General features: G+C 69.3%; 19 protein-coding genes. 10 read left to right on the plus strand and 9 right to left on the minus strand.

What is annotated here, in order from left to right:
- Positions 1 to 21 precede the first annotated feature (21 nt).
- On the plus strand, positions 22 to 1,056 hold the full coding sequence (locus NKT36_RS01565) for a PrsW family intramembrane metalloprotease (protein ID WP_327052193.1): 1,035 nt from the start codon (positions 22 to 24) through the stop codon (positions 1,054 to 1,056).
- A gap of 21 nt (positions 1,057 to 1,077) precedes the next feature.
- On the opposite strand, the gene NKT36_RS01570 is transcribed toward NKT36_RS01565, so the two are convergent.
- Entirely contained in the window at positions 1,078 to 2,616 is a 1,539-nt protein-coding gene (locus NKT36_RS01570; protein WP_327052194.1) for an AMP-binding protein, read from the minus strand.
- A gap of 191 nt (positions 2,617 to 2,807) precedes the next feature.
- On the opposite strand from NKT36_RS01570, the gene NKT36_RS01575 reads away from it, so the two are divergent.
- Positions 2,808 to 4,532: an acyl-CoA carboxylase subunit beta gene (locus NKT36_RS01575; protein WP_327052195.1), complete on the plus strand. Its 1,725-nt coding sequence runs from the start codon at positions 2,808 to 2,810 to the stop codon at positions 4,530 to 4,532.
- Positions 4,533 to 4,875: 343 nt separating this feature from the next.
- A complete protein-coding gene (locus tag NKT36_RS01580; RefSeq protein ID WP_327052196.1) occupies positions 4,876 to 5,220 on the plus strand; it encodes a DUF5658 family protein in 345 nt (114 codons plus the stop codon).
- Here NKT36_RS01580 and NKT36_RS01585 read toward each other — a convergent pair.
- Together NKT36_RS01585 and NKT36_RS01590 are read right to left on the minus strand one after the other, a co-directional pair.
- A complete protein-coding gene (locus NKT36_RS01585) occupies positions 5,217 to 5,648 on the minus strand; it encodes a DoxX family membrane protein (RefSeq protein WP_327052197.1) in 432 nt (143 codons plus the stop codon). The two genes, NKT36_RS01580 and NKT36_RS01585, sit on opposite strands and share 4 nt — an antisense overlap.
- A gap of 42 nt (positions 5,649 to 5,690) precedes the next feature.
- Positions 5,691 to 6,155: a MaoC family dehydratase gene (locus NKT36_RS01590; protein WP_327052198.1), complete on the minus strand. Its 465-nt coding sequence runs from the start codon at positions 6,153 to 6,155 to the stop codon at positions 5,691 to 5,693.
- Between the two features lie 165 nt (positions 6,156 to 6,320).
- Here NKT36_RS01590 and NKT36_RS01595 point away from each other — a divergent pair, with 165 nt between their 5' ends.
- The 5 genes from NKT36_RS01595 to NKT36_RS01615 all read left to right on the plus strand — a co-directional run bounded on the left by NKT36_RS01595 (position 6,321) and on the right by NKT36_RS01615 (position 9,878).
- Positions 6,321 to 7,715: an outer membrane protein assembly factor BamB family protein gene (locus NKT36_RS01595; protein WP_327052199.1), complete on the plus strand. Its 1,395-nt coding sequence runs from the start codon at positions 6,321 to 6,323 to the stop codon at positions 7,713 to 7,715.
- Between the two features lie 137 nt (positions 7,716 to 7,852).
- Positions 7,853 to 9,127 (plus strand): glutamate dehydrogenase GdhB, encoded by a 1,275-nt coding sequence (gdhB, locus tag NKT36_RS01600; RefSeq protein WP_327052200.1) that lies wholly within the window; start codon positions 7,853 to 7,855, stop codon positions 9,125 to 9,127.
- 148 nt (positions 9,128 to 9,275) lie between these two features.
- Positions 9,276 to 9,440, plus strand: coding sequence for an HEWD family protein (locus NKT36_RS01605; protein ID WP_327052201.1), 165 nt, complete (start codon positions 9,276 to 9,278; stop codon positions 9,438 to 9,440).
- A gap of 1 nt (position 9,441) precedes the next feature.
- Positions 9,442 to 9,744 carry a divalent-cation tolerance protein CutA gene (cutA, locus tag NKT36_RS01610; protein WP_327052202.1) on the plus strand — a complete coding sequence of 101 codons (303 nt, stop codon included), beginning with the start codon at positions 9,442 to 9,444 and terminating at the stop codon, positions 9,742 to 9,744.
- Positions 9,744 to 9,878 (plus strand): hypothetical protein, encoded by a 135-nt coding sequence (locus NKT36_RS01615; protein ID WP_327052203.1) that lies wholly within the window; start codon positions 9,744 to 9,746, stop codon positions 9,876 to 9,878. The genes cutA and NKT36_RS01615 overlap by 1 nt, the downstream gene beginning before the upstream one ends.
- A 30-nt stretch (positions 9,879 to 9,908) precedes the next feature.
- Here the strand turns inward: NKT36_RS01615 and NKT36_RS01620 are convergent, their stop codons facing one another.
- From NKT36_RS01620 to glpK, 3 genes are all read right to left on the minus strand, one after another.
- On the minus strand, positions 9,909 to 10,235 hold the full coding sequence (locus NKT36_RS01620) for a hypothetical protein (protein ID WP_327052204.1): 327 nt from the start codon (positions 10,233 to 10,235) through the stop codon (positions 9,909 to 9,911).
- A gap of 67 nt (positions 10,236 to 10,302) precedes the next feature.
- A complete protein-coding gene (locus NKT36_RS01625; protein WP_327052205.1) occupies positions 10,303 to 10,977 on the minus strand; it encodes an HAD-IIB family hydrolase in 675 nt (224 codons plus the stop codon).
- A 98-nt stretch (positions 10,978 to 11,075) separates the two neighbouring features.
- Positions 11,076 to 12,626, minus strand: a complete 1,551-nt coding sequence (glpK, locus tag NKT36_RS01630) for a glycerol kinase GlpK (protein ID WP_327052206.1) — start codon at positions 12,624 to 12,626, stop codon at positions 11,076 to 11,078.
- A 132-nt stretch (positions 12,627 to 12,758) separates the two neighbouring features.
- Between glpK and NKT36_RS01635 the strand changes: the two genes are divergently transcribed.
- Positions 12,759 to 14,027 (plus strand): MgtC/SapB family protein, encoded by a 1,269-nt coding sequence (locus tag NKT36_RS01635; protein WP_327052207.1) that lies wholly within the window; start codon positions 12,759 to 12,761, stop codon positions 14,025 to 14,027.
- Positions 14,028 to 14,076: 49 nt separating this feature from the next.
- Positions 14,077 to 15,408, plus strand: coding sequence for a class-III pyridoxal-phosphate-dependent aminotransferase (locus tag NKT36_RS01640; RefSeq protein WP_327052208.1), 1,332 nt, complete (start codon positions 14,077 to 14,079; stop codon positions 15,406 to 15,408).
- 98 nt (positions 15,409 to 15,506) lie between these two features.
- Here NKT36_RS01640 and NKT36_RS01645 read toward each other — a convergent pair whose 3' ends face one another.
- The 3 genes from NKT36_RS01645 to NKT36_RS01655 all read right to left on the minus strand — a co-directional run bounded on the left by NKT36_RS01645 (position 15,507) and on the right by NKT36_RS01655 (position 17,853).
- Complete coding sequence (locus NKT36_RS01645; RefSeq protein WP_327052209.1) at positions 15,507 to 16,232, minus strand: protein sorting system archaetidylserine synthase; 726 nt, start codon at positions 16,230 to 16,232, stop codon at positions 15,507 to 15,509.
- 169 nt (positions 16,233 to 16,401) lie between these two features.
- Positions 16,402 to 16,815: a DUF7528 family protein gene (locus NKT36_RS01650; protein WP_407652223.1), complete on the minus strand. Its 414-nt coding sequence runs from the start codon at positions 16,813 to 16,815 to the stop codon at positions 16,402 to 16,404.
- Positions 16,816 to 17,166: 351 nt separating this feature from the next.
- Entirely contained in the window at positions 17,167 to 17,853 is a 687-nt protein-coding gene (locus NKT36_RS01655) for a competence/damage-inducible protein A (protein WP_327052211.1), read from the minus strand.
- Positions 17,854 to 17,875 lie beyond the last annotated feature (22 nt).

Here is a 17,875-nt window from a genome sequence, read left to right on the forward strand (position 1 = left end):
CGTCCGCGCGAACTACAGGTCATGGTCGACGGGGGTGAGCGGGGTCCCCGAGCAGAGCGCACCCCGGACGGTGCCGGGGACGAGGGGACCGACGACGGGACGGTTGGTGAGGAGTCACGCGAGTCTCGACCGGGAGCCGTCGTTCGCCCCCTGCTGTTCGTTCGCCTCTCTCACCGGACGACGCTCCTGCTGGCCGTCGTCCTGGTCCTCGTCGAACTCCTGCTGGTCGGCGTGACGGTGGTCGACCGCCCGGCGCTCGGCGTGCTCGCCGTTCTCTCTGTGGGGCCCGCGCTCGCCATCGCCGGATACATCTGGCTGTCGGACCCCGAACGGGAGCCGCTTCGCACGCTCGTAACGACCTTCGTGCTCGGCGTCCTGTTCGCCTCGTTCGCCGGCGTCGTCAATACGCTCGGCGTGCTCGTCCTCTACGGGGACGGCGCGAGCAGGCTCGCACTGGTGCCGTTCTTCTTCCTCTTCGTCGCCCCCGTCGAGGAGTTCGTCAAGTGGCTGGCCGTCCGCTTCCACGCCTACCGGACGCATTGGTTCGGGTCGACGGTCGACGGCGTCGTGTACGGCGCGATGGCCGGCCTGGGGTTCGCCACGATCGAGAACCTGTCCTACGTCGTGGGGTCGGTGGCAGTCGCGGGACGGCCGGACGTGTTCGTCACCGTCGCGGACGTGGCCGTCACCCGCGCCATCGTCGGCCCGAACCACGTCATCTGGGCCGCCATCTCGGGCTACTACCTCGGGCTCGCGGACGTCGTGCCCGCGAACCGCAGTCGTGTGGCGCTCACGGGCGTCGCGGTGGCAGCGCTGTTCCACGGGTTCTACAACTCGACGGTCGGTCCGGTGACGGACACGCTCGCGGGCGCGACCGGCGTCGACGGGGTCGTCTGGCTGCTGCTCTACGTGGTGGCGTCTGCGGGCGTCGCGGGGACGTTCCTGATGCGGAAGCTACGTCACTCCCGAGCGGTATACGAGGAGACACGGGAGGGCGAGGAGGCGGGAGACGACGGGGCGGCATCCGCGCCGGAGCGCGGCGAGCGGGCGGAGTGAGGACGACCGCGGCCGCCGGCGCTACTCGCGCTCCCGCAGTTCGAACTTCTGGACCTTGCCGGTCGTGGTCCGGGGGAGTTCGTCGACGAACTCCACCTCGCGCGGGTGCTTGTACTCCGCGAGGTTCGCCAGGCAGAACTCCCGGAGCTCGTCGGGCGTCGCCTCGACGCCGGGCACGGGGACGACGAACGCCTTCACGGTCTCTCCGCGGCGGTCGTCGGGGACGCCGACGACGGCGACGTCGGCGACCGCGTCGTGCTCGAAGAGCAGTTCCTCGACCTCGCGCGGGTAGACGTTGTAACCGGCGGTGTTGATGGTGTGTTTCTTCCGGTCGACGACGTAGAAGTAGTCGGCGTCGTCCCAGTAGCCGATGTCGCCGGTGTGGAACCAGCGCCTCCCGTCGGCCTCGGTGAACGCCTCCGCGTTCGCCTCCGGGAGACCGGCGTAGCCGTCCATCACGTTCGGTCCGGCGACGACGATCTCGCCCGTCACGTCGTCGAGGTCGTCCTCGTCGTCGACCGGTCCCTGCTCGACGCGCGGGACGGCGTCGAAGTCGTCGTCCACGACGCGGGCGTGCACTCCCTCGATGGAGCGTCCGATGCTGCCGACGCGCCGCTCGCCGGGCGTGTTGAAGTGCGTGATGGGGCTGGTCTCGGTCAGCCCGTACCCCTCGTAGATGGTCGCGTCGAACAGCTCCTCGAAGCGACGCAGCACCTCGATGGGGATGCCGCCCCCGCCGACGCCCGCGAGGCGCAGCGACGAGAGGTCGTACTCCTCGGCGTTCGGCTGGTTGATGACGTCGTTGTACATCGCGGGCACGCCGTGCATCATCGACAGCGACTCGTCCTCGACGAGCGTGAGCGCCTGCTGGGCGTCCCACTCCGGCAGGGGGTAGTACGTCGCGCCGCTGAACAGCGCGCCGTTCATCGTCACCGTCATGCCGTAGATGTGGAACAGCGGGAGCACGCCGAGTTGCGAGTCGTCCGGACCGATGCCGTCCGGGACGAGGTCGGCCGCCATCTCGGCGTTCGACGCGAGGTTGCGGTGCGTCAGGCGCACGCCCTTCGGCGTTCCGGTCGTGCCGCTGGTGTACGGCTGGACCGCCAGGTCGTCGTCGTCGCGCTCGGTCACGCCCGGGTCGCCGTCGCCGAGGAACGACTCGAACTCCCCCTCGCCGACGGCGACGACGTGTTCGACGTCGGTGTCCTCGCGCACCTCCTCGACGAACGGGACGAGGTCGGGGAGCGTGACGACGACGCTCGACTCGCTGTCGTCCAGCAGGTGGCGTATCTCGCGCGACTTGTACTGGGGGTTCATCGGCACGACGACGCCGCCGGCCCGGAGCGTCCCGTGGAACGCGGTGACGAACTGCGGCAGGTTCGGCAGGTAGACGGCGACGCGGTCGTCGGTACCGACGCCCCGTTCGTCGAGGCCGGCGGCGAAGCCGCCGATTCGCTCCCAGAGGTCGTCGTACGTGAGCGTTCGTTCCCCCGCGACGATGGCTGGCTCGTCCGGGTGGTCGTCCGCGGTGTCGCCTACGGTAGTGGCCAGATTTGCCATGTCATCGATTGACGCACTCGTCCGTCTAAAACGTTCGGTGCGTGGCGAAATTAAGCCGGCAGGAAGCTCCAGGGCAGGGAATCGCTTTCGGGGCCGCCCGCCCGTTCCACCCGATCACCGACCGGTCGCCGGCGACCGGTCGACGTATTGAAAGGGAAAACGGTTTGAAATCGCCACCCGGACTGCCAGATATGAAGGTACGCATCGCCGAGGGGGCGACCGAGGACGAGGCCTCGGCCATCGCCAGCGCGCTCGCCCAGCACGTCCGCGACGAGGTGGCGGTGTACGTGGGCGACGCCGACGAACCGGCGGCGACCTGGAGCGCGCCGGCGACGGCGGGGTCGACGACCGAGACGCCCGCCGAGGACGACCTCGGCCCGACCGAGCGCGAGGAGGCGCTCTGGGAGGAGATCGAGGACATCGAACTGGGCGGCCCGGAGAAGTACAAGGAGCGCCTGGAGGAGCAGGGCAAACTGTTCGTGCGCGACCGCCTCGACCTCTGGTTCGGCGAGGACGGGCTGAAGTTCGAGGACGGCAAGTTCGCCAACTTCGACGCCGACGACCGGCTTCCGGCGGACGGCCTGCTCACCGGCGCGGCGGAGTTCGAGGGCCGCGACGTCCACTTCATGGCCAACGACTTCACCGTCAAGGCCGGGAGCATGGCCGAGAAGGGCGTCGAGAAGTTCCTCCGGATGCAGCAGCGGGCGCTCCAGAGCGGCAACCCGGTGCTCTACCTGATGGACTCCTCGGGCGGCCGCATCGACCAGCAGACCGGCTTCTTCGCCAACCGCGAGGGCATCGGGAAGTACTACTACAACCACTCGATGCTGTCGGGGCGCGTCCCACAGATCTGTGTCCTCTACGGTCCCTGCATCGCCGGCGCGGCGTACACGCCCGTGTTCGCCGACTTCACCATCATGGTCGAGGAGATGTCCGCGATGGCCATCGCCTCGCCGCGGATGGTCCAGATGGTCACCGGCGAGGACATCGACATGCAGGACCTCGGCGGCGCGGGGATGCACGCCGAGCACTCCGGCAGCGCCGACCTGGTCGCGCGCGACGAGGAGCACGCCCGCGAGCTCGTCGCGGACCTCGTCTCCTACCTGCCGGACAAGGCCCACGAGAAGCCGCCGAAGAGCGAGCCGAAGGCCCCCGCGAAGTCGCCGGAAGGCATCGACTCGGTCGTGCCCCAGAGCCCGAACAAGGCGTACGACATGACCGACGTCATCGACCGCGTCGTCGACGCCGGGTCGTACTTCGAACTCCGGCCGGAGTTCGGCAAGGAGATCATCACCGCGTTCGCACGCATCGACGGCCGGCCGGTCGGCATCGTCGCCAACCAGCCCGACCACCGCTCGGGCGCAATCTTCCCCGACGCCGCCGAGAAGGCCGCCGAGTTCATCTGGAAGTGCGACGCCTTCGAGATTCCGCTGCTCTATCTCGCGGACACGCCCGGCTTCATGGCTGGCTCGCAGGTCGAGAAGGACGCCATCCTGGAGAAGGGCAAGAAGATGATCTACGCCACCTCCTCGGCCACCGTCCCGAAGCAGTGCGTCGTCGTCCGGAAGGCGTACGGCGCCGGCATCTACGCCATGTCCGGGCCGGCCTACGACCCACAGAGCACCATCGCGCTCCCGAGCGGCGAGATCGCCATCATGGGTCCGGAAGCCGCCATCAACGCCGTCTACGCCCGCAAGCTGGACCAGATCGACGACGAGGAGGAGCGCAAGCAGCGCGAGCAGGAACTCCGCGAGGAGTACCGCGAGGACATCGACGTCCACCGGATGGCCAGCGAGACCGTCATCGACGAGATCGTGCCGCCGTCGACGCTCCGCGACGAACTGGAGGCCCGCTTCGAGTTCTACGCCGACCTCGACAAGGACCTCCCGGACAAGAAGCACGGCACCATCCTCTGAAGAACCGCAGTGACGGCTGCCGACCGTCTCTCCACGCGGGTCGTTGACCGCGCTATTACGCGTCTCCCCCCTCTTCCAGCGACGTCCTTCCGTCACCACGACGGCCCGACCTGACGGTCGCTCTCCCGCAGCGACAGCAGATTGCGACGCGTTCGCCCTCGTCGGAACCGCGAACGGCGACGTCCACGTCCACGTCCTCGGCGACGTGAACTGACGGCCTGCCCTCCAGAACCCGAAGTCCACTTTTCGCGGGTTTAGGGTGGGCCTAAGCCCGCACAAGCCGGTGTATAATAAAGCCCTTCTCGTGCCTCGGGGGTGATGACGCGGTTCCCGCTACACACCCATGAGCTACCGAGAACCACTGTCGCCCCGTCTTCGACGACTCCCGTGGCCGAGCGTGGGCCGCGTCGAGCGCTCGCTCTGGCTGGTCGTCGGCATCACGCTCGCGGGCGACCTGCTGACCACCTACGTCGGACTCAACGCGGGGCTGACGGAGTCCAACCCCGTCGCACGCGCCGCAATCTCCCAGTTCGGGTTCGTCGCGCTGGTCGCCGTGAAGGCGATCGCGGTCGGTATCGGCGTCGCCTGTCGCCCGCTGTTGCCGCGCGAGTACACCGCCGTCGTTCCGGCCGGACTCGCGCTCCCGTGGGTGATCGCCACGCTCCTGAACCTCTCGCTGTTCGTCTAATCCTCCCCGAGTGCGTCCGCGAGCACCGCCCACGCGAGTCCCGTCAGTCCCACGTCCCGTGCGACCACGTCACCGAACGCGCCCGTGGTCGCCCAGACGACGGCGAGGTATCCCGTCGTCGCCGCGAGCGACGCCGCCGCGACGAAAGCGGCGAACGCCACGTAGCGGTCCGCGAGCAGCGCGACACCGAACAGTATCTCCAGGTAGCCGTTCGCGAGCATGAAGACGGTCGGCGACACGACGAGCCACGGTGCCAGCCAGTCCGTGACGTACGCCGTCCAGGCCGCGGGGTCGAGCAACTTGTGGACGCCGGCGGCGACGAGCATCGCGCCGAGCCCCCAGCGCGCGATGGTCACCGGGGGCGGACCCGTGGCAGCCGCGTCGTCCGCCCAGCGTCGGAGGGTCTCGGTCCGCGCTCGTACGTCCATACTCCCACGAGGGGAGCGCGCGAGAAAACTGCTGGCCTCGACTTACTCGGCGTGCTCGCGCTTCAGCGACAGCACCGTCCGCTCGAACTCGCAGACCAGCGTCTCCTCCTCGCCGTCCACCTTGAACACCTCGACGCGCATCGTGACGACGCCGTGCTCGCCGTCGCTCGTCTCTCGCTTGTCGGTGACGGTCGACTGGGCGCGGATGGTGTCGCCGTGGAACACCGGGTTCGGGTGCTCTACCTCGTCGTAGGAGAGGTTGGCGACGATGGTGCCGTCCGTCGTGTCCGGGATGGAGAGACCGACGGCGAGGCTCATGGTGTAGAGGCCGTTGACGAGTCGCTCGCCGAACTCCGTCCCGGACGCGAACTCGGCGTCGAGGTGGAGCGGCTGCTGGTTCATCGTCATGTCGCAGAACTGCTGGTTGTCGCTCTCGCTGACGGTGCGGCGCTTCTCGTGTTCGATGGTCTCGCCGACCTCGAACTCCTCGTAGTACAGACCGGTCATGCCGGATTCTGCGACGCGTGACCGAAAAATCCTGTCGGTCTGGACGAACGGTCCGGCGTGGCACGCCGGTAAGCCCCGGCTACCGTCCACTAACTGCTGCATAACAAAGTAGTCAGTATTCCAATACCGGTCGTGGTCAGACCGAACTCAGGTCTGTGAGTATACATGAACGGGGACGACACGCGGGACACGGCGGCGCGGGAGAGCACCGCTTCGGAGAGCGACGATACGGACGCGGAGTCGGACGAGCAATCGTTCGACGGACGGAGGGTCGAGACGTTCCGGTTCGACCACGTGGTGCGCGACGGGGACGAGCGCGTCACCCGACACGTCGAGTGGTCGGTCGAGCGCGGTGCGACCAGCGACGACCGGACGTCGGACGACGGGTCGCCGGACGACGGGTCGCCGGACGACCGGACGCCGCTGGCCTCCGACGGGGGCGTCGAACGGGACGACGACGACCGACGTGACGACGCGACGGGACCGGAGCGGACGGACAGCCCGTCGGGCCGGGAGGACGCGGCCGACGGACGGCCGACGAACCCTGGGCGTGCCAGCGAGCGCGCCGACGACCTCGAGGACCGGACCGGCCGCGCGGCGGGACGAGTTCACGCCGCGTGGCACGCGCAGGTCGGCGGCCCCGTCGAGACGTCGCCGGTGGTCCGCGACCGCATGGTGTGTGTCGGGACCGAGGACGGACGCGTCGTGGCCCTCGACAAGCGCGACGGCGTGAGCGAGTGGTCGTTCGAGATGCCGACCGGCGTGGGGACGCCCACCGTGACCGGCGACGCGGTGTACGTCGGCGACCGGGAGGGCACCCTCCACGCGCTCGAACCCGGAAGCGGCGTCGAACTGTGGCAGTTCGAGACCGACTCGGGCCTCGACCTCTCCCCCGTGGTCGTCGGCGACGACGTCTTCGTCGCGAACCGCGACGGCGAGGTGTCGATACTGGACGCCGCCACCGGCGAACGCCGCCGCTCGTTCCGCACGGTCACGCGGGCCGCGAGCTCGCTCACCGTCGCCGACGACACCGTATACGTTTCCGGACTCGACGGCGGCCTGTACGCCCACGGGTTCGACGGGACCGAACGGTTCCGCTTCCGGCCGTCGCTCGCCGTCGCGGCCGCGCCGACGGTGGCCGACGGCACGGTCTACGTCGGCACGGTGGACGGGGACCGCGCGTTCGCGGTGGACGCCGCGACCGGCGTGACCCGCTGGGAGTACCGCACCGGCGGTGGCGTCTGGTCCTCGCCCGTCGTCGCCGGCGACGTGGTGTACGTGACGAGTACCGACGGGTCCGTGTACGCGCTGGACGGCGACCAGGGAACCGTCGAGTGGCGCGTCGCGACCGACGCGCCGATCTGGGGGGCCCCGGCGGTGACCGACGAGGCGGTGTACGTCGCCAACGACGACGGACGGACGTTCGCGCTCGACCGTACGACGGGGCGGACCCGCCGGCGGTTCCGTGCGCAGGGCTACGTGGTCTCCGGGCCCGCTGTCGGCCGCCACGCGGTGTACGTCGGCGACGTGTCGGGTACCGTCTCCGCCGTCTCGCTGTAGCGCCACGACCGCCGCTCGTTGTAGCCACCCCAGCCGCCCACTCTCCTTGTCGTGCTAATCCATACCGTAGCGGTCGGTGATAACAAACACTTTCACCGGTCGCGTCAGAAATTGCCAGCATCGACCCGGAGTGCATCATGTCCGCAACAGGAAAACAGGAGACCGAAGAAGAGGAAACGGCCGTCGACACTGCACGACACCAGCTCGAACGCGCGGCGGCGCACCTCGACATCGACGAGGGAATCATCGAGCGCCTGAAACACCCCGACCAGGTACATCGCGTCTCGGTGCCGCTGGAGCGCGACGACGGGAGCACGGAGCTGCTGACCGGCTACCGTGCCCAGCACGACAGCGTCCGCGGCCCGTTCAAGGGCGGGATGCGCTACCACCCCGGCGTGACGGAGGAGGAGTGCATCGGGCTGTCGATGTGGATGACCTGGAAGTGCGCGGTGATGGACATCCCGTTCGGCGGCGCGAAGGGCGGCATCGTCGTCAACCCCAAGGACCTCTCGACGGACGAGAAGGAGCGACTGACCCGCCGGTTCACCCAGGAGCTGCGCGACTTCGTCGGCCCGATGCACGACATCCCCGCGCCGGACATGGGGACCGACGCGGAGACGATGGCGTGGTTCATGGACGCCTACTCGATGCAGGAGGGCGAGACCCAGCCCGGCGTCGTCACCGGTAAGCCGCCGGTCGTCGGCGGGAGCTACGGCCGCGACGAGGCGCCCGGCCGCAGCGTCGCCATCGTCACCCGCGAGGCCTGCGACTACTACGACTTCCCGCTCGAGGACACGACCATCGCCGTGCAGGGCTTCGGCAGCGTCGGCGCGAACGCCGCCCGCCTGCTCGACGACTGGGGCGCGAACGTGGTCGCCGTCAGCGACGTCAACGGCGCCATCTACGACCCGGAGGGGCTCGACACCCGCGACGTCCCGACCCACGAAGAGGAGCCCGAAGCGGTGATGAGCTACGACGCGCCGCAGAAGCTCTCGAACGAGGAGCTGCTCGAACTCGACGTCGACGTGCTCGTCCCCGCTGCCATCGGGAACGTCATCACAGCGGAGAACGCCAACGACGTGCAGGCCGACGTCGTCGTCGAGGGCGCCAACGGCCCGACGACGACTGCCGGTGACGAGATCCTCCGGAAGAACGGTGTCCACGTCGTCCCGGACATCCTGGCGAACGCGGGCGGCGTGACGGTGTCGTACTTCGAGTGGCTCCAGGACATCAACCGCCGCAAGTGGTCGAAAGAGCGCGTCAACGAGGAACTGGAAGAAGAGATGCTGTCGGCGTGGAACGACGTCCGCGCCGAGGTCGAGGCGCGCGACATCCCGTGGCGCGAGGCGGCCTACGTCGTCGCGCTCTCGCGCGTCGCCGAGGCCCACGAGGCGCGCGGCCTCTGGCCGTAGACCCCACCTGGCGTCGTCGACGCTGACCGGCGGCCAGCCCGACACCGCGACAGTTCTCGCCGCTTTCGCCGTTCCGGAAGCCGGACGACGCTCACAAACAGTGCCGCAGGAAGGCAACTTAAGTAGGCTCGTCACCACGTGTCACACAATGGTAGAACTTAACGCGCCGAGAAATCGCAAGTGTCTCCGCTGCGGCCGGGAGGAGGAGTGGGACGACTCCGTACACGGGTGGACCGTCGCCGCGGAGGCCGGCGAACCGTACTGCATCCACGAGTGGGACGTCAACGGCACGCACCCGACTATCGCGGAGTGAGATGCCCACGGCGTACGTCACCGCGCCGCCGGACGTCGCGGGCGACCTCGCGGAACTGCTCGTCGAGGAGCGACTCGCAGCCTGCGTGAACCGGTTCCCCTGTACGTCGGTCTACCGCTGGGAGGGCGAGGTACACCGCGACGAGGAAGTCGTCCTGCTGGCGAAGACGACCGACGAGCGCTGGGACGACCTCGTCGCGCGCGTCGAGGCGGCCCATCCTTACGACGTGCCCTGCGTCGAGCGGTTCGAGGAGGCCGACGTCCTCGACGCGTTCGGCGACTGGGTCGACGACGAGGTGGCGTGATGGACGAGAAGGGACCGTGGGCGCTCGCGCTGGGGGTTCTCGCCGTCGGGGCCGCCGCGTTCGCCGCCGAACTCCGACGGCGACGGCGCACGGACACCGTAGTGGACGAGCAGGGCGGAGACGAGACCGGGTGACCGTGGGGGCGGGGAACAGGGGTCGGCCGGTCAGCGCAGGACGGCCAGCGCGGCGACGCTGTAGGGGACGACGCCGACGAGGTACAGCGTGAGGACCGTCGTGAGGTCTGTCGGGAGGTTGGACGTCGCAGACGCGGCTGGCGACCCGCCGGCGTCCCGTTCGTGGCCACCCCCGGCGTCGTCCTCTATCCCGGGACCGGCGCCGCTGCGGCCCTGCAGGAGCGGAAGAACCAGCAGCGCGACGAGCAGGAACGCGAACGTCGCCAACTGGCCGCCGAAGTACGCCGCCGGAACGACCGTGATGCCCGCCCCGACGACCGAGTACGCGAGGAGGGCGCGGAGGAGTTTCGACTTCATACCCTGACGTTCACGGCTTCGAACAAAAAATTACGCTTTCAGGAGTGAACCAAACGGTAGCCCTCTGCTACTCCCGCTCCCGCAACGCCTCCAGCACCGCGAGCGTCCCTTCGGCGTACGAGCCGTCGACCACGACGTCGGCCGCGCGCTGCGCCTTCGCGTCGGCGTTGGCGACGGCGTACGACTCCCCGGCGACGCCGAACGTCGACACGTCGTTCTCGGAGTCGCCGACGGCGACGAACGCCGCGGGGTCGCGGTCGAGCAGGTCCGCGACCGACTTCAGCCCCTGGCCCTTGCTCACCGAGGGCGGCTTGACGTGGTAGGCGTAGCCCGTGTCGACGACCTCCAGGCCGTGCTCGCTGGCGAGTTCCTCCAGCGGGCCGAGGGGCTGGTCGCGCTGCACGGCGATCTCGGTCTCGCGCCAGCGGTTGGTGAGGTCGGACCGGCCCCAGCCGAGGTCGTGGCCCATCTCCCTGTACTCGGTCGCGACCCGACGGGCGGCCTCGCCGTCGCCGTTCACCGTCACGTCGTCGCGGGCGAGGACGACGCCGCCGTTCTCGGCGATGACGTTCTTCGGCAGGCCGAGGAAGTGCGTCAGGGCGACGGGGTAGGGGAAGGCCTTCCCGGTGGCGAGGACGACCGGCGCGTCCCAGTCGGGGAGGAGACTGAAGAAGCGCGGGTCGACCGAGTCGTCGCGTCGGGTCATCGTGCCGTCGATGTCGAGGACGAGCGGCGGGTCCATGCCGTGAGGTTCGGACGACCGATATTTAATCTCGGCGGCTGGACTGGCGAAGTTGTCCGACGGCAGCGGTGGAGACGGTCACGTCCGTCGGCTTCGGCTCACTCCTCGCGCGCCCAGTCCCGCGACCGCTCGACGGCCTCGCTCCAGCGTTCGTACTTCCGGTCGGCCTCCGCCGGGTCCATCTGCGGCGCGAACTCGCGGTCGACGCGCCAGTTCGACCGGAGGTCGTCGAGGTCCTCCCAGTAGCCCACCGAGAGGCCGGCGGCGTACGCGGCCCCGAGCGCCGTCGTCTCGTCGACCACGGGCCGGACCACGTCGGCGTCGACGACGTCGGCCTGGAGCTGGCAGAGGAAGTTGTTCTTCACCGCGCCGCCGTCGACCTTCAGCGTCCCGACGTCCAGTCCGGCGTCGGCCGCCATCGCCTCCAGCACGTCCCGGGTCTGGTAGGCGATGGCCTCCAGGGTCGCGCGGACCACGTGCTCGCGCCGCGTCCCGCGCGTCATGCCGACGATGGTGCCGCGGGCGCGCTGGTCCCAGTGGGGCGCACCCAGGCCGGTGAACGCCGGGACGACGTAGACGCCGTCGGTCGAGTCGGCCCGCCGGGCGAGCCGTTCGGTGTCCGCCGGTTCGTCGACGAATCCCACGTCCGCCAGCCACTCGATGGCCGCACCGGTGGCGAAGATGGACCCCTCGAGCGCGTACCGGACCGGTTCGTCGGCGCGCTGGAACGCGACCGTCGTGAGCAGTCCGTTGTCGCTCTCGACCGCCGTCGTGCCGGTGTTCTGCAGGACGAAGCTCCCCGTGCCGTAGGTGTTCTTGGCGTCGCCCTCGTCGAAGCAGGTCTGGCCGAACAGCGCCGCCTGCTGGTCGCCGAGCGCGCCCGCGACGGGCACTGCGGCGTCGAGGAACCCTTCGGGGTCGGTGTAGCCGTACGGCTCGGCGGGGCTGGACGGTCGCACTTCGGGAAGGATGGCCCGCGGCACCCGGAACTCCGCGAGCAGTTCGTCGTCCCACGCCATCTCGTGCACGTCGAACAGCATCGTACGGCTCGCGTTCGTCACGTCGGTGACGTGTTCGCCGGTCAGCCGGTAGATCAGCCACGAGTCGACGGTGCCGAAGGCCAGTTCGCCGGCCTCGGCGCGCTCCCGGAGGTCGGCGACGCGTGCGCGCTCCACCTCGATCGGGTCGGCCTCGTCGAGCAGCCACTCGACCTTCGTCGCGGAGAAGTAGGCGTCCGGCTGGAGTCCCGTCTTCGTCCGTATCTCCTCGGCCCGTCCCTGCTCCGCCAGTTGCTCGACGCGGTCGGTCGTCCGCCGGTCCTGCCAGACGATGGCGTCGTGGACCGGTTCGCCCGTCTCCTCGTCCCACAGGAGCGTCGTCTCGCGCTGGTTGGTCACGCCGACGGCAGCGAGCTGGCCGGCTCCCACGTCGGCCGCGTCGAGTGCGTCCCCGACGACCTGCTTCGTGTTCTCCCAGATCTCCATCGGGTCGTGCTCGACCCACCCCGGTTCGGGGTAGAACTGCTCGTGCGTCTCGTAGGCGCTGCCGACGACCGTGCCGGCGCGGTCGAACACCATGAACCGCGTCCCGGTGGTCCCCTGGTCGATGGCGCCCACGTAGGCGTCGTCGGCGCCCGGCGTGTCGTTCATGCGTGGTCCTGTCTATCTCCCCCAAGATAAACGCTCGTCCTCGCCCCGTCGCAGCGGGCAGGAGCGACGACGACGGCCGCAGGCCTGCCCTTCGACGCTACTCTTTAGTCTGATGAGAGCGTCCTCCGTGGGGTGGCGGGACTCCACGACGCCATCGTGTCGACCTCGCTGGACAGCAACGTCGTTCGCGTCATCATCGCCGGCGCGCTCGGCCTGTTCCTCGGCCTCGAACGGGAGTGGTCCCACAAGAGCGCGGGCATCCGGACGTTCACACTCGTCAGCCTGCTGGGTGCGGTGTTCACCATCGTCGACCGGGACGTGCTGCTGTTCCTGGGCGGCCTGCTCGTCATCGTCCAGGGCGTGCTGCTGGCGGTCCAGGGACTGCTGACGGACGAGAGCGAGGGGCTGTCGCTGACCACCTCCGTCTCGATGCTGGTGACGTTCGGCGTCGGCGTGCTGGTCGCGGAGGGATACGTCATCGTCGGCGTCACCGTCGCCGTCGTGTCCTCGCTGCTGCTCGTCCTGAAGCGCGAACTCCACAGTTTCGCGTGGGGGCTCTCCCGCGAGGAACTGCGGTCCGCGGGCGAGTTCGCCATCCTCGCGTTCGTCGTCTACCCGCTGCTGCCCACGGGCGACGTCAGGATGGGGAGCGTCACGGTCAACCCGCGACTGGTCTGGACGATGGTCGTCACCGTCGCCGCCATCGGCATGGTCAACTACGTGCTCATCGAGACCTACGACGGTCGTGGCATCGCCGTGACGGGGTTCTTCGGCGGACTCGCGTCCTCGACGGCGGTCGTCGGGACGATGCTCGACCACGTCCGCCAGCACCCCGAGTCGGCCTCCTACGGCGTGGCGGCCATCCTGCTCGCCGACGCGGCGATGGCGCTCCGGAACCTCGTCATCGCCGTCGCGTTCACGTTCGGTACGCCCCGCGGCCCGCTGGTCGGCGTTGTCGTCCCGCTGGGGGTCGTCGTCGTCGGGAGCGTCGTCGTCGCGGCCTCCACCGCCGACTGGTCCGAGCAGGTCGACATCGACCTCGAGAGCCCCTTCTCGCTCCGGAACGTCCTCGGGTTCGGTGCCATCTTCGCGCTGGTGGTCCTCGGCGGTGCGGTCACGCAGGAGCAGTTCGGCCAGACCGGCTTCTACGTGACCGCACTGCTGTCCGGACTGGTGTCGAGCGCGGGCGTGACCGCCTCCGCCGTCACGCTCTACACCGGCGGAAACCTCGAGGGGCCGACGGCCGTCTTCGGCGTCCTGCTGGCGACCGCGTCCAGCGTCTTCGTCAAGGCGGCGCTGACCGCCTCGGCTCCCGACCGGGCGTTCGCCTACCGGGTCGCCGTCTGGAGCGCGGTGTTGCTGGTCGGCGCGGGAGCGGCGGCGCTCGTCGTCGCCGTGTGACCGCGTTCACAACGAATTTTTTAAACCGGGGGTCTCCGTAATCCGGTGCATGGACCGACATACCGCAGAGCCCCAGGTCCGAGAGATGCCGGGCGCGAAGGCCCAGGAGTGGGTCGACTACCACCAGCAGTTCTCGGCCCCCTCCACGTACGTCTACGAATTCGTCTGGGACATCACCGCGGACGCCGACGGCCCGTTCTGTACGGACGTCGACGGGAACGTGCTGCTCGACTTCACGAGCCACGTCGCCGCCGCCCCGCTCGGGTACAACAACCCGAAGATCATGGACAAGATCGACGAGTTCGACATCGTCGACCCCACGAAGATCGCGGGACAGGACTTCTACACGTCCGGTGGCTGGCCGCCGGAGGACCCCGAGTTCCCCGGGCCATCACAGTTGATGGACCGCCTGACCGACATCGCCGGCCACTACGAAATGGACACCGTCTTCCTCTCGAACAGCGGGGCCGAGGCGGTCGAGAACGCCATCAAGATCTCCTACCAGAACGGCGGTCACCGCGCGTTCACCTTCGACGGCGCGTTCCACGGCCGGACCCTCGGCGCGCTCAGTCTCAACCGCTCGAAGGTCGCCCACCGCAAGGGGTACCCAGAGATCGGCGGCGTCGTCAGCGTCCCCTACTGTAGCTGTGACGGCGACTGCACCTGCGGATGGAAGACCGACGGCCCCGGCGGCAACGTCGTCGCCGACAAACTCGACCCCGACCAGGGCGTCATCGACCCCGAGGAGGTCGCGTTCGTCATCCTCGAACCCGTCCAGGGCGAGGGCGGCTACCGCATCCCGAACGACGAGTTCGTCCGGGACGTCGCCGCCATCCGCGACCGCTACGACGTGAACGTCATCGCCGACGAGATACAGTCCGGCCTGGGCCGCACCGGCGAGATGTGGGGCGTCGACCACCTCGACCTCGAACCGGACGTCATCACCAGCGCCAAGGGACTCCGCGTCGGCGCGACCATCTCGCGCTCCGACGTCTTCCCCGAGGACACCGGCCGTCTCTCCTCGACGTGGGGCGCGGGCGACGTGCTCTCGTCGCTGCAGGGCGCACTCACCATCGACGCCATCCACGAGCACGACCTCCTCGCGAACGCCGTCGCGCGCGGTCGGCAGGCGCGCGAGACCATCGAGGACGCCGACCCGGAGACCGTCGTCGACGTCCGCGGTCGCGGCCTGATGCTCGCCGTCGAGTTCGACACCAAAGAGCGCCGCGAGGCCGTCGTCGACGCGGCGCTGAAGCGCGGCCTCCTCACCCTCGGCTGCGGGTACAAGACGCTGCGTATCCTCCCGCCGCTCGACGTCACCGAGCGCGAGATCGACCTGGGCATCGACCTCCTCCTCGACGCCATCGAGGACGCGTCCTGAGACCGCCGGAAAGCGGGTCTGCAGCACTCTTCGCTTCCGTCTTCTCTTCCCTCTCCACTTCCGTCTCTCCTTCCGTTCCCCCTGCCTTCGTCTCGGAGCTACCCGCTCTCGGCCCGTTCCGCCGACCTTTCGTCGGTCGACGCCTCGTCCGTCGACCGCCAGTAGAAGTGCGGCCCGAGGACGAGGTAGGCCAGCGCGAGAGTCAACAGCGCGTAGGGGAACGCCCGCCCGAGGACGTCCGGGACGAGGACGGCGAGCGAGTGGACGACGCCCATGATGAGCGCGTCCCGCGCGAGCAGGTCGGGGTACGTTATCGTCGAGACCATCAGCCCCGCGAGGACGTACACGAGGACGACCAGCGCGACCGGACCGGTGACGCCGACGAGGACGACGGCACCGAGGACGACCGACGCCAGCGTCGTCGGGACGCCCTCGGTCGTGTCCTCCTTGGCGTCGTGGGCGGTGTACAGGCCGAGTCGCACGACGGCCATGGCAACGAACAGCGCCGCGCCGAGGAGGGCGACGGCGGGGCGCAGGCCGTCGATGCCCCACGACTCGCGGACGACGGCGACGACGAGCGCAGCGGGGGCGACGGCGAACGAGGCGACGTCCGCGAGCGAGTCGAGGTACGGCCCCGCCGCGGAGCTGCCGACGTGACGCGCGAGCACGCCGTCGAGGCCGTCCGCGACGGCCGCGAGAAGAACGAGTCTCGCCGCGAGCTCCGCGTTCGTGGGTGCCGCGACGACGGCCAGGAAGCCGAGCGCGGCGTTCGAGACGGTCACCGCGTCCGCCAGCGAGAGCCGTCCCACGAACCGGGGTTGCATACAGGGCGCGTATCGAGCGGCGGTCTTACCTTTTTTGAATCGTCCGTCGCTCGTCGCGAGAGCCGCCGCTGGCGGCCGACGCGGACCGACGGTAGCGACTCGCTGGCCGTGAAACGCTCACGAGACGAGGCCGACGTCGACAGGACGGACCGTTCCGGGGGTAGCGCCGTCAGTCGGCGACCACCTCGGCTGGCTGGCGGTCCGGGTCGTCCTCGGGGCGGCCGTCGGAGTCGTCGTTCGACGCGGACTCCTTGACCGCCGTCAGCGGGTTGCGCGAACTGATGCGACAGTCGAACGTGGGATGCTCCGCGAAGTGGCGGACCAGCAGGTGGCGGCGCGAGCCAGTGATACCGGTACGCCCGACGTCCTCCGCGGTGAACTCGTCGGGCAGTCGCCGGAACAGGCGGCGCAGGGAGTCGAACGTCTCGAACACCTTGGCGTTGCCCGCCGAGTCGGCGCCGCGGCGCGACACCTCGTAGCTGCCGTCCTCGCGGTGGGTGCCCGCCGTGCGGAAGAACTCGCGGCGCTCCGTCAGCGCGTCGCCCACGGCCGACTGCAGCGCAGTGGCTTCCCGTCGCGTCAGTTCGTATTCTGCGTCGTCGATGGACAGTACGACCGATTCACCGTCTCTCTCTACCGAAGCGGCGCGCTCGTCATCCGAGAAGAACGCGACCAGGAGACTGGGTACTCCGTGGCATATCAGTACGTGTACGTTCCGGTGTGAAAACTCTGTCGGCGTTGCGAGAGGAACCGACCGGTTCGAATCGTCACCGCTTCCCGTCGGAGCCTGACACGAGTTCTCAAAAGTTAAGAGCGGAGGCTCCCAACCTCCGGCCATGATCCCACTCGCGACCTTCCCCACGAACGCCGCAAGCATCGTCGTCCTCGTCGTCAGTATCGCGCTCGTCGTCGGCTGGCTCGTCTGGCTCTACCGCTAGGGCGCGACCGTCTTCTCCCGGAACCAGTTCGCCGCCTCCTCGACGGTCGTCTCGTCCGCTCCCTCGATCTTCACCCTGACCACGTCGCCGGGATAGCTCCCGACGGACACGTCGAACTCCTCGCGGAGTTCCGCTATCCGGTCGAGCAGCGCGCTCTCCGGCTCGTCGACGTCGACGACGCGCCGGAACAGCGGTTCGCCCGAGAACTCGTCCGCGACGCGCTCGAACATCGCCTCCATCTCCCCGGGGACGCCCGGCAGTACGTAGACGCCCTCTATCTCCGCACCCGGAGCGACGCCCGCGGGATTCGGCAGCATCCGCGCCCCCTTCGGCAGGTGGGTCGTCCCCGGGACCAGGTCCGCGTGCTCGTAGTCGGTGTGCTCCTCGACCCACGCGACCGCATCCGGGTGCTCCTCGACCGGAACGCCGACCGCGGCGGCCACGCCCTCCATCGTCAGGTCGTCGTGGGTCGGGCCCAGTCCGCCGGTGACGACGACGGCGTCGTACTCGGCGAGCGCCTCGTTGACCTCTCTGGCGATGTCGGCGACGCGGTCCGGGACGACGACGACGCGCTCGACGGCGACCCCGCGTTCCGTCATCTGTTCGCCCAGCCACGCGGCGTTCGTGTTGACGGTGTCGCCGGAGAGGATCTCGTCTCCGACGGAGACCAGCGCGATTCGCATACCGGAGCCTCGGGTCCGGGGC

Origin of the sequence: Halomicrococcus gelatinilyticus (assembly GCA_024227995.1) — an archaeon.
Classification (GTDB): Archaea; Halobacteriota; Halobacteria; order Halobacteriales; family Haladaptataceae; genus Halomicrococcus; species Halomicrococcus gelatinilyticus.

What these genes read in the sequence shown, in the direction of transcription:
- NKT36_RS01565 (WP_327052193.1), top strand. Translation starts at nt 22, where the DNA reads ATGGTCGACGGGGGTGAGCGGGGTCCCCGAGCAGAGCGCACCCCGGAC.
- NKT36_RS01570 (WP_327052194.1), bottom strand. Translation starts at nt 2,616, where the DNA reads ATGGCAAATCTGGCCACTACCGTAGGCGACACCGCGGACGACCACCCG.
- NKT36_RS01575 (WP_327052195.1), top strand. Translation starts at nt 2,808, where the DNA reads ATGAAGGTACGCATCGCCGAGGGGGCGACCGAGGACGAGGCCTCGGCC.
- NKT36_RS01580 (WP_327052196.1), top strand. Translation starts at nt 4,876, where the DNA reads ATGAGCTACCGAGAACCACTGTCGCCCCGTCTTCGACGACTCCCGTGG.
- NKT36_RS01585 (WP_327052197.1), bottom strand. Translation starts at nt 5,648, where the DNA reads ATGGACGTACGAGCGCGGACCGAGACCCTCCGACGCTGGGCGGACGAC.
- NKT36_RS01590 (WP_327052198.1), bottom strand. Translation starts at nt 6,155, where the DNA reads ATGACCGGTCTGTACTACGAGGAGTTCGAGGTCGGCGAGACCATCGAA.
- NKT36_RS01595 (WP_327052199.1), top strand. Translation starts at nt 6,321, where the DNA reads ATGAACGGGGACGACACGCGGGACACGGCGGCGCGGGAGAGCACCGCT.
- gdhB (WP_327052200.1), top strand. Translation starts at nt 7,853, where the DNA reads ATGTCCGCAACAGGAAAACAGGAGACCGAAGAAGAGGAAACGGCCGTC.
- NKT36_RS01605 (WP_327052201.1), top strand. Translation starts at nt 9,276, where the DNA reads ATGGTAGAACTTAACGCGCCGAGAAATCGCAAGTGTCTCCGCTGCGGC.
- cutA (WP_327052202.1), top strand. Translation starts at nt 9,442, where the DNA reads ATGCCCACGGCGTACGTCACCGCGCCGCCGGACGTCGCGGGCGACCTC.
- NKT36_RS01615 (WP_327052203.1), top strand. Translation starts at nt 9,744, where the DNA reads ATGGACGAGAAGGGACCGTGGGCGCTCGCGCTGGGGGTTCTCGCCGTC.
- NKT36_RS01620 (WP_327052204.1), bottom strand. Translation starts at nt 10,235, where the DNA reads ATGAAGTCGAAACTCCTCCGCGCCCTCCTCGCGTACTCGGTCGTCGGG.
- NKT36_RS01625 (WP_327052205.1), bottom strand. Translation starts at nt 10,977, where the DNA reads ATGGACCCGCCGCTCGTCCTCGACATCGACGGCACGATGACCCGACGC.
- glpK (WP_327052206.1), bottom strand. Translation starts at nt 12,626, where the DNA reads ATGAACGACACGCCGGGCGCCGACGACGCCTACGTGGGCGCCATCGAC.
- NKT36_RS01640 (WP_327052208.1), top strand. Translation starts at nt 14,077, where the DNA reads ATGGACCGACATACCGCAGAGCCCCAGGTCCGAGAGATGCCGGGCGCG.
- NKT36_RS01645 (WP_327052209.1), bottom strand. Translation starts at nt 16,232, where the DNA reads ATGCAACCCCGGTTCGTGGGACGGCTCTCGCTGGCGGACGCGGTGACC.
- NKT36_RS01655 (WP_327052211.1), bottom strand. Translation starts at nt 17,853, where the DNA reads ATGCGAATCGCGCTGGTCTCCGTCGGAGACGAGATCCTCTCCGGCGAC.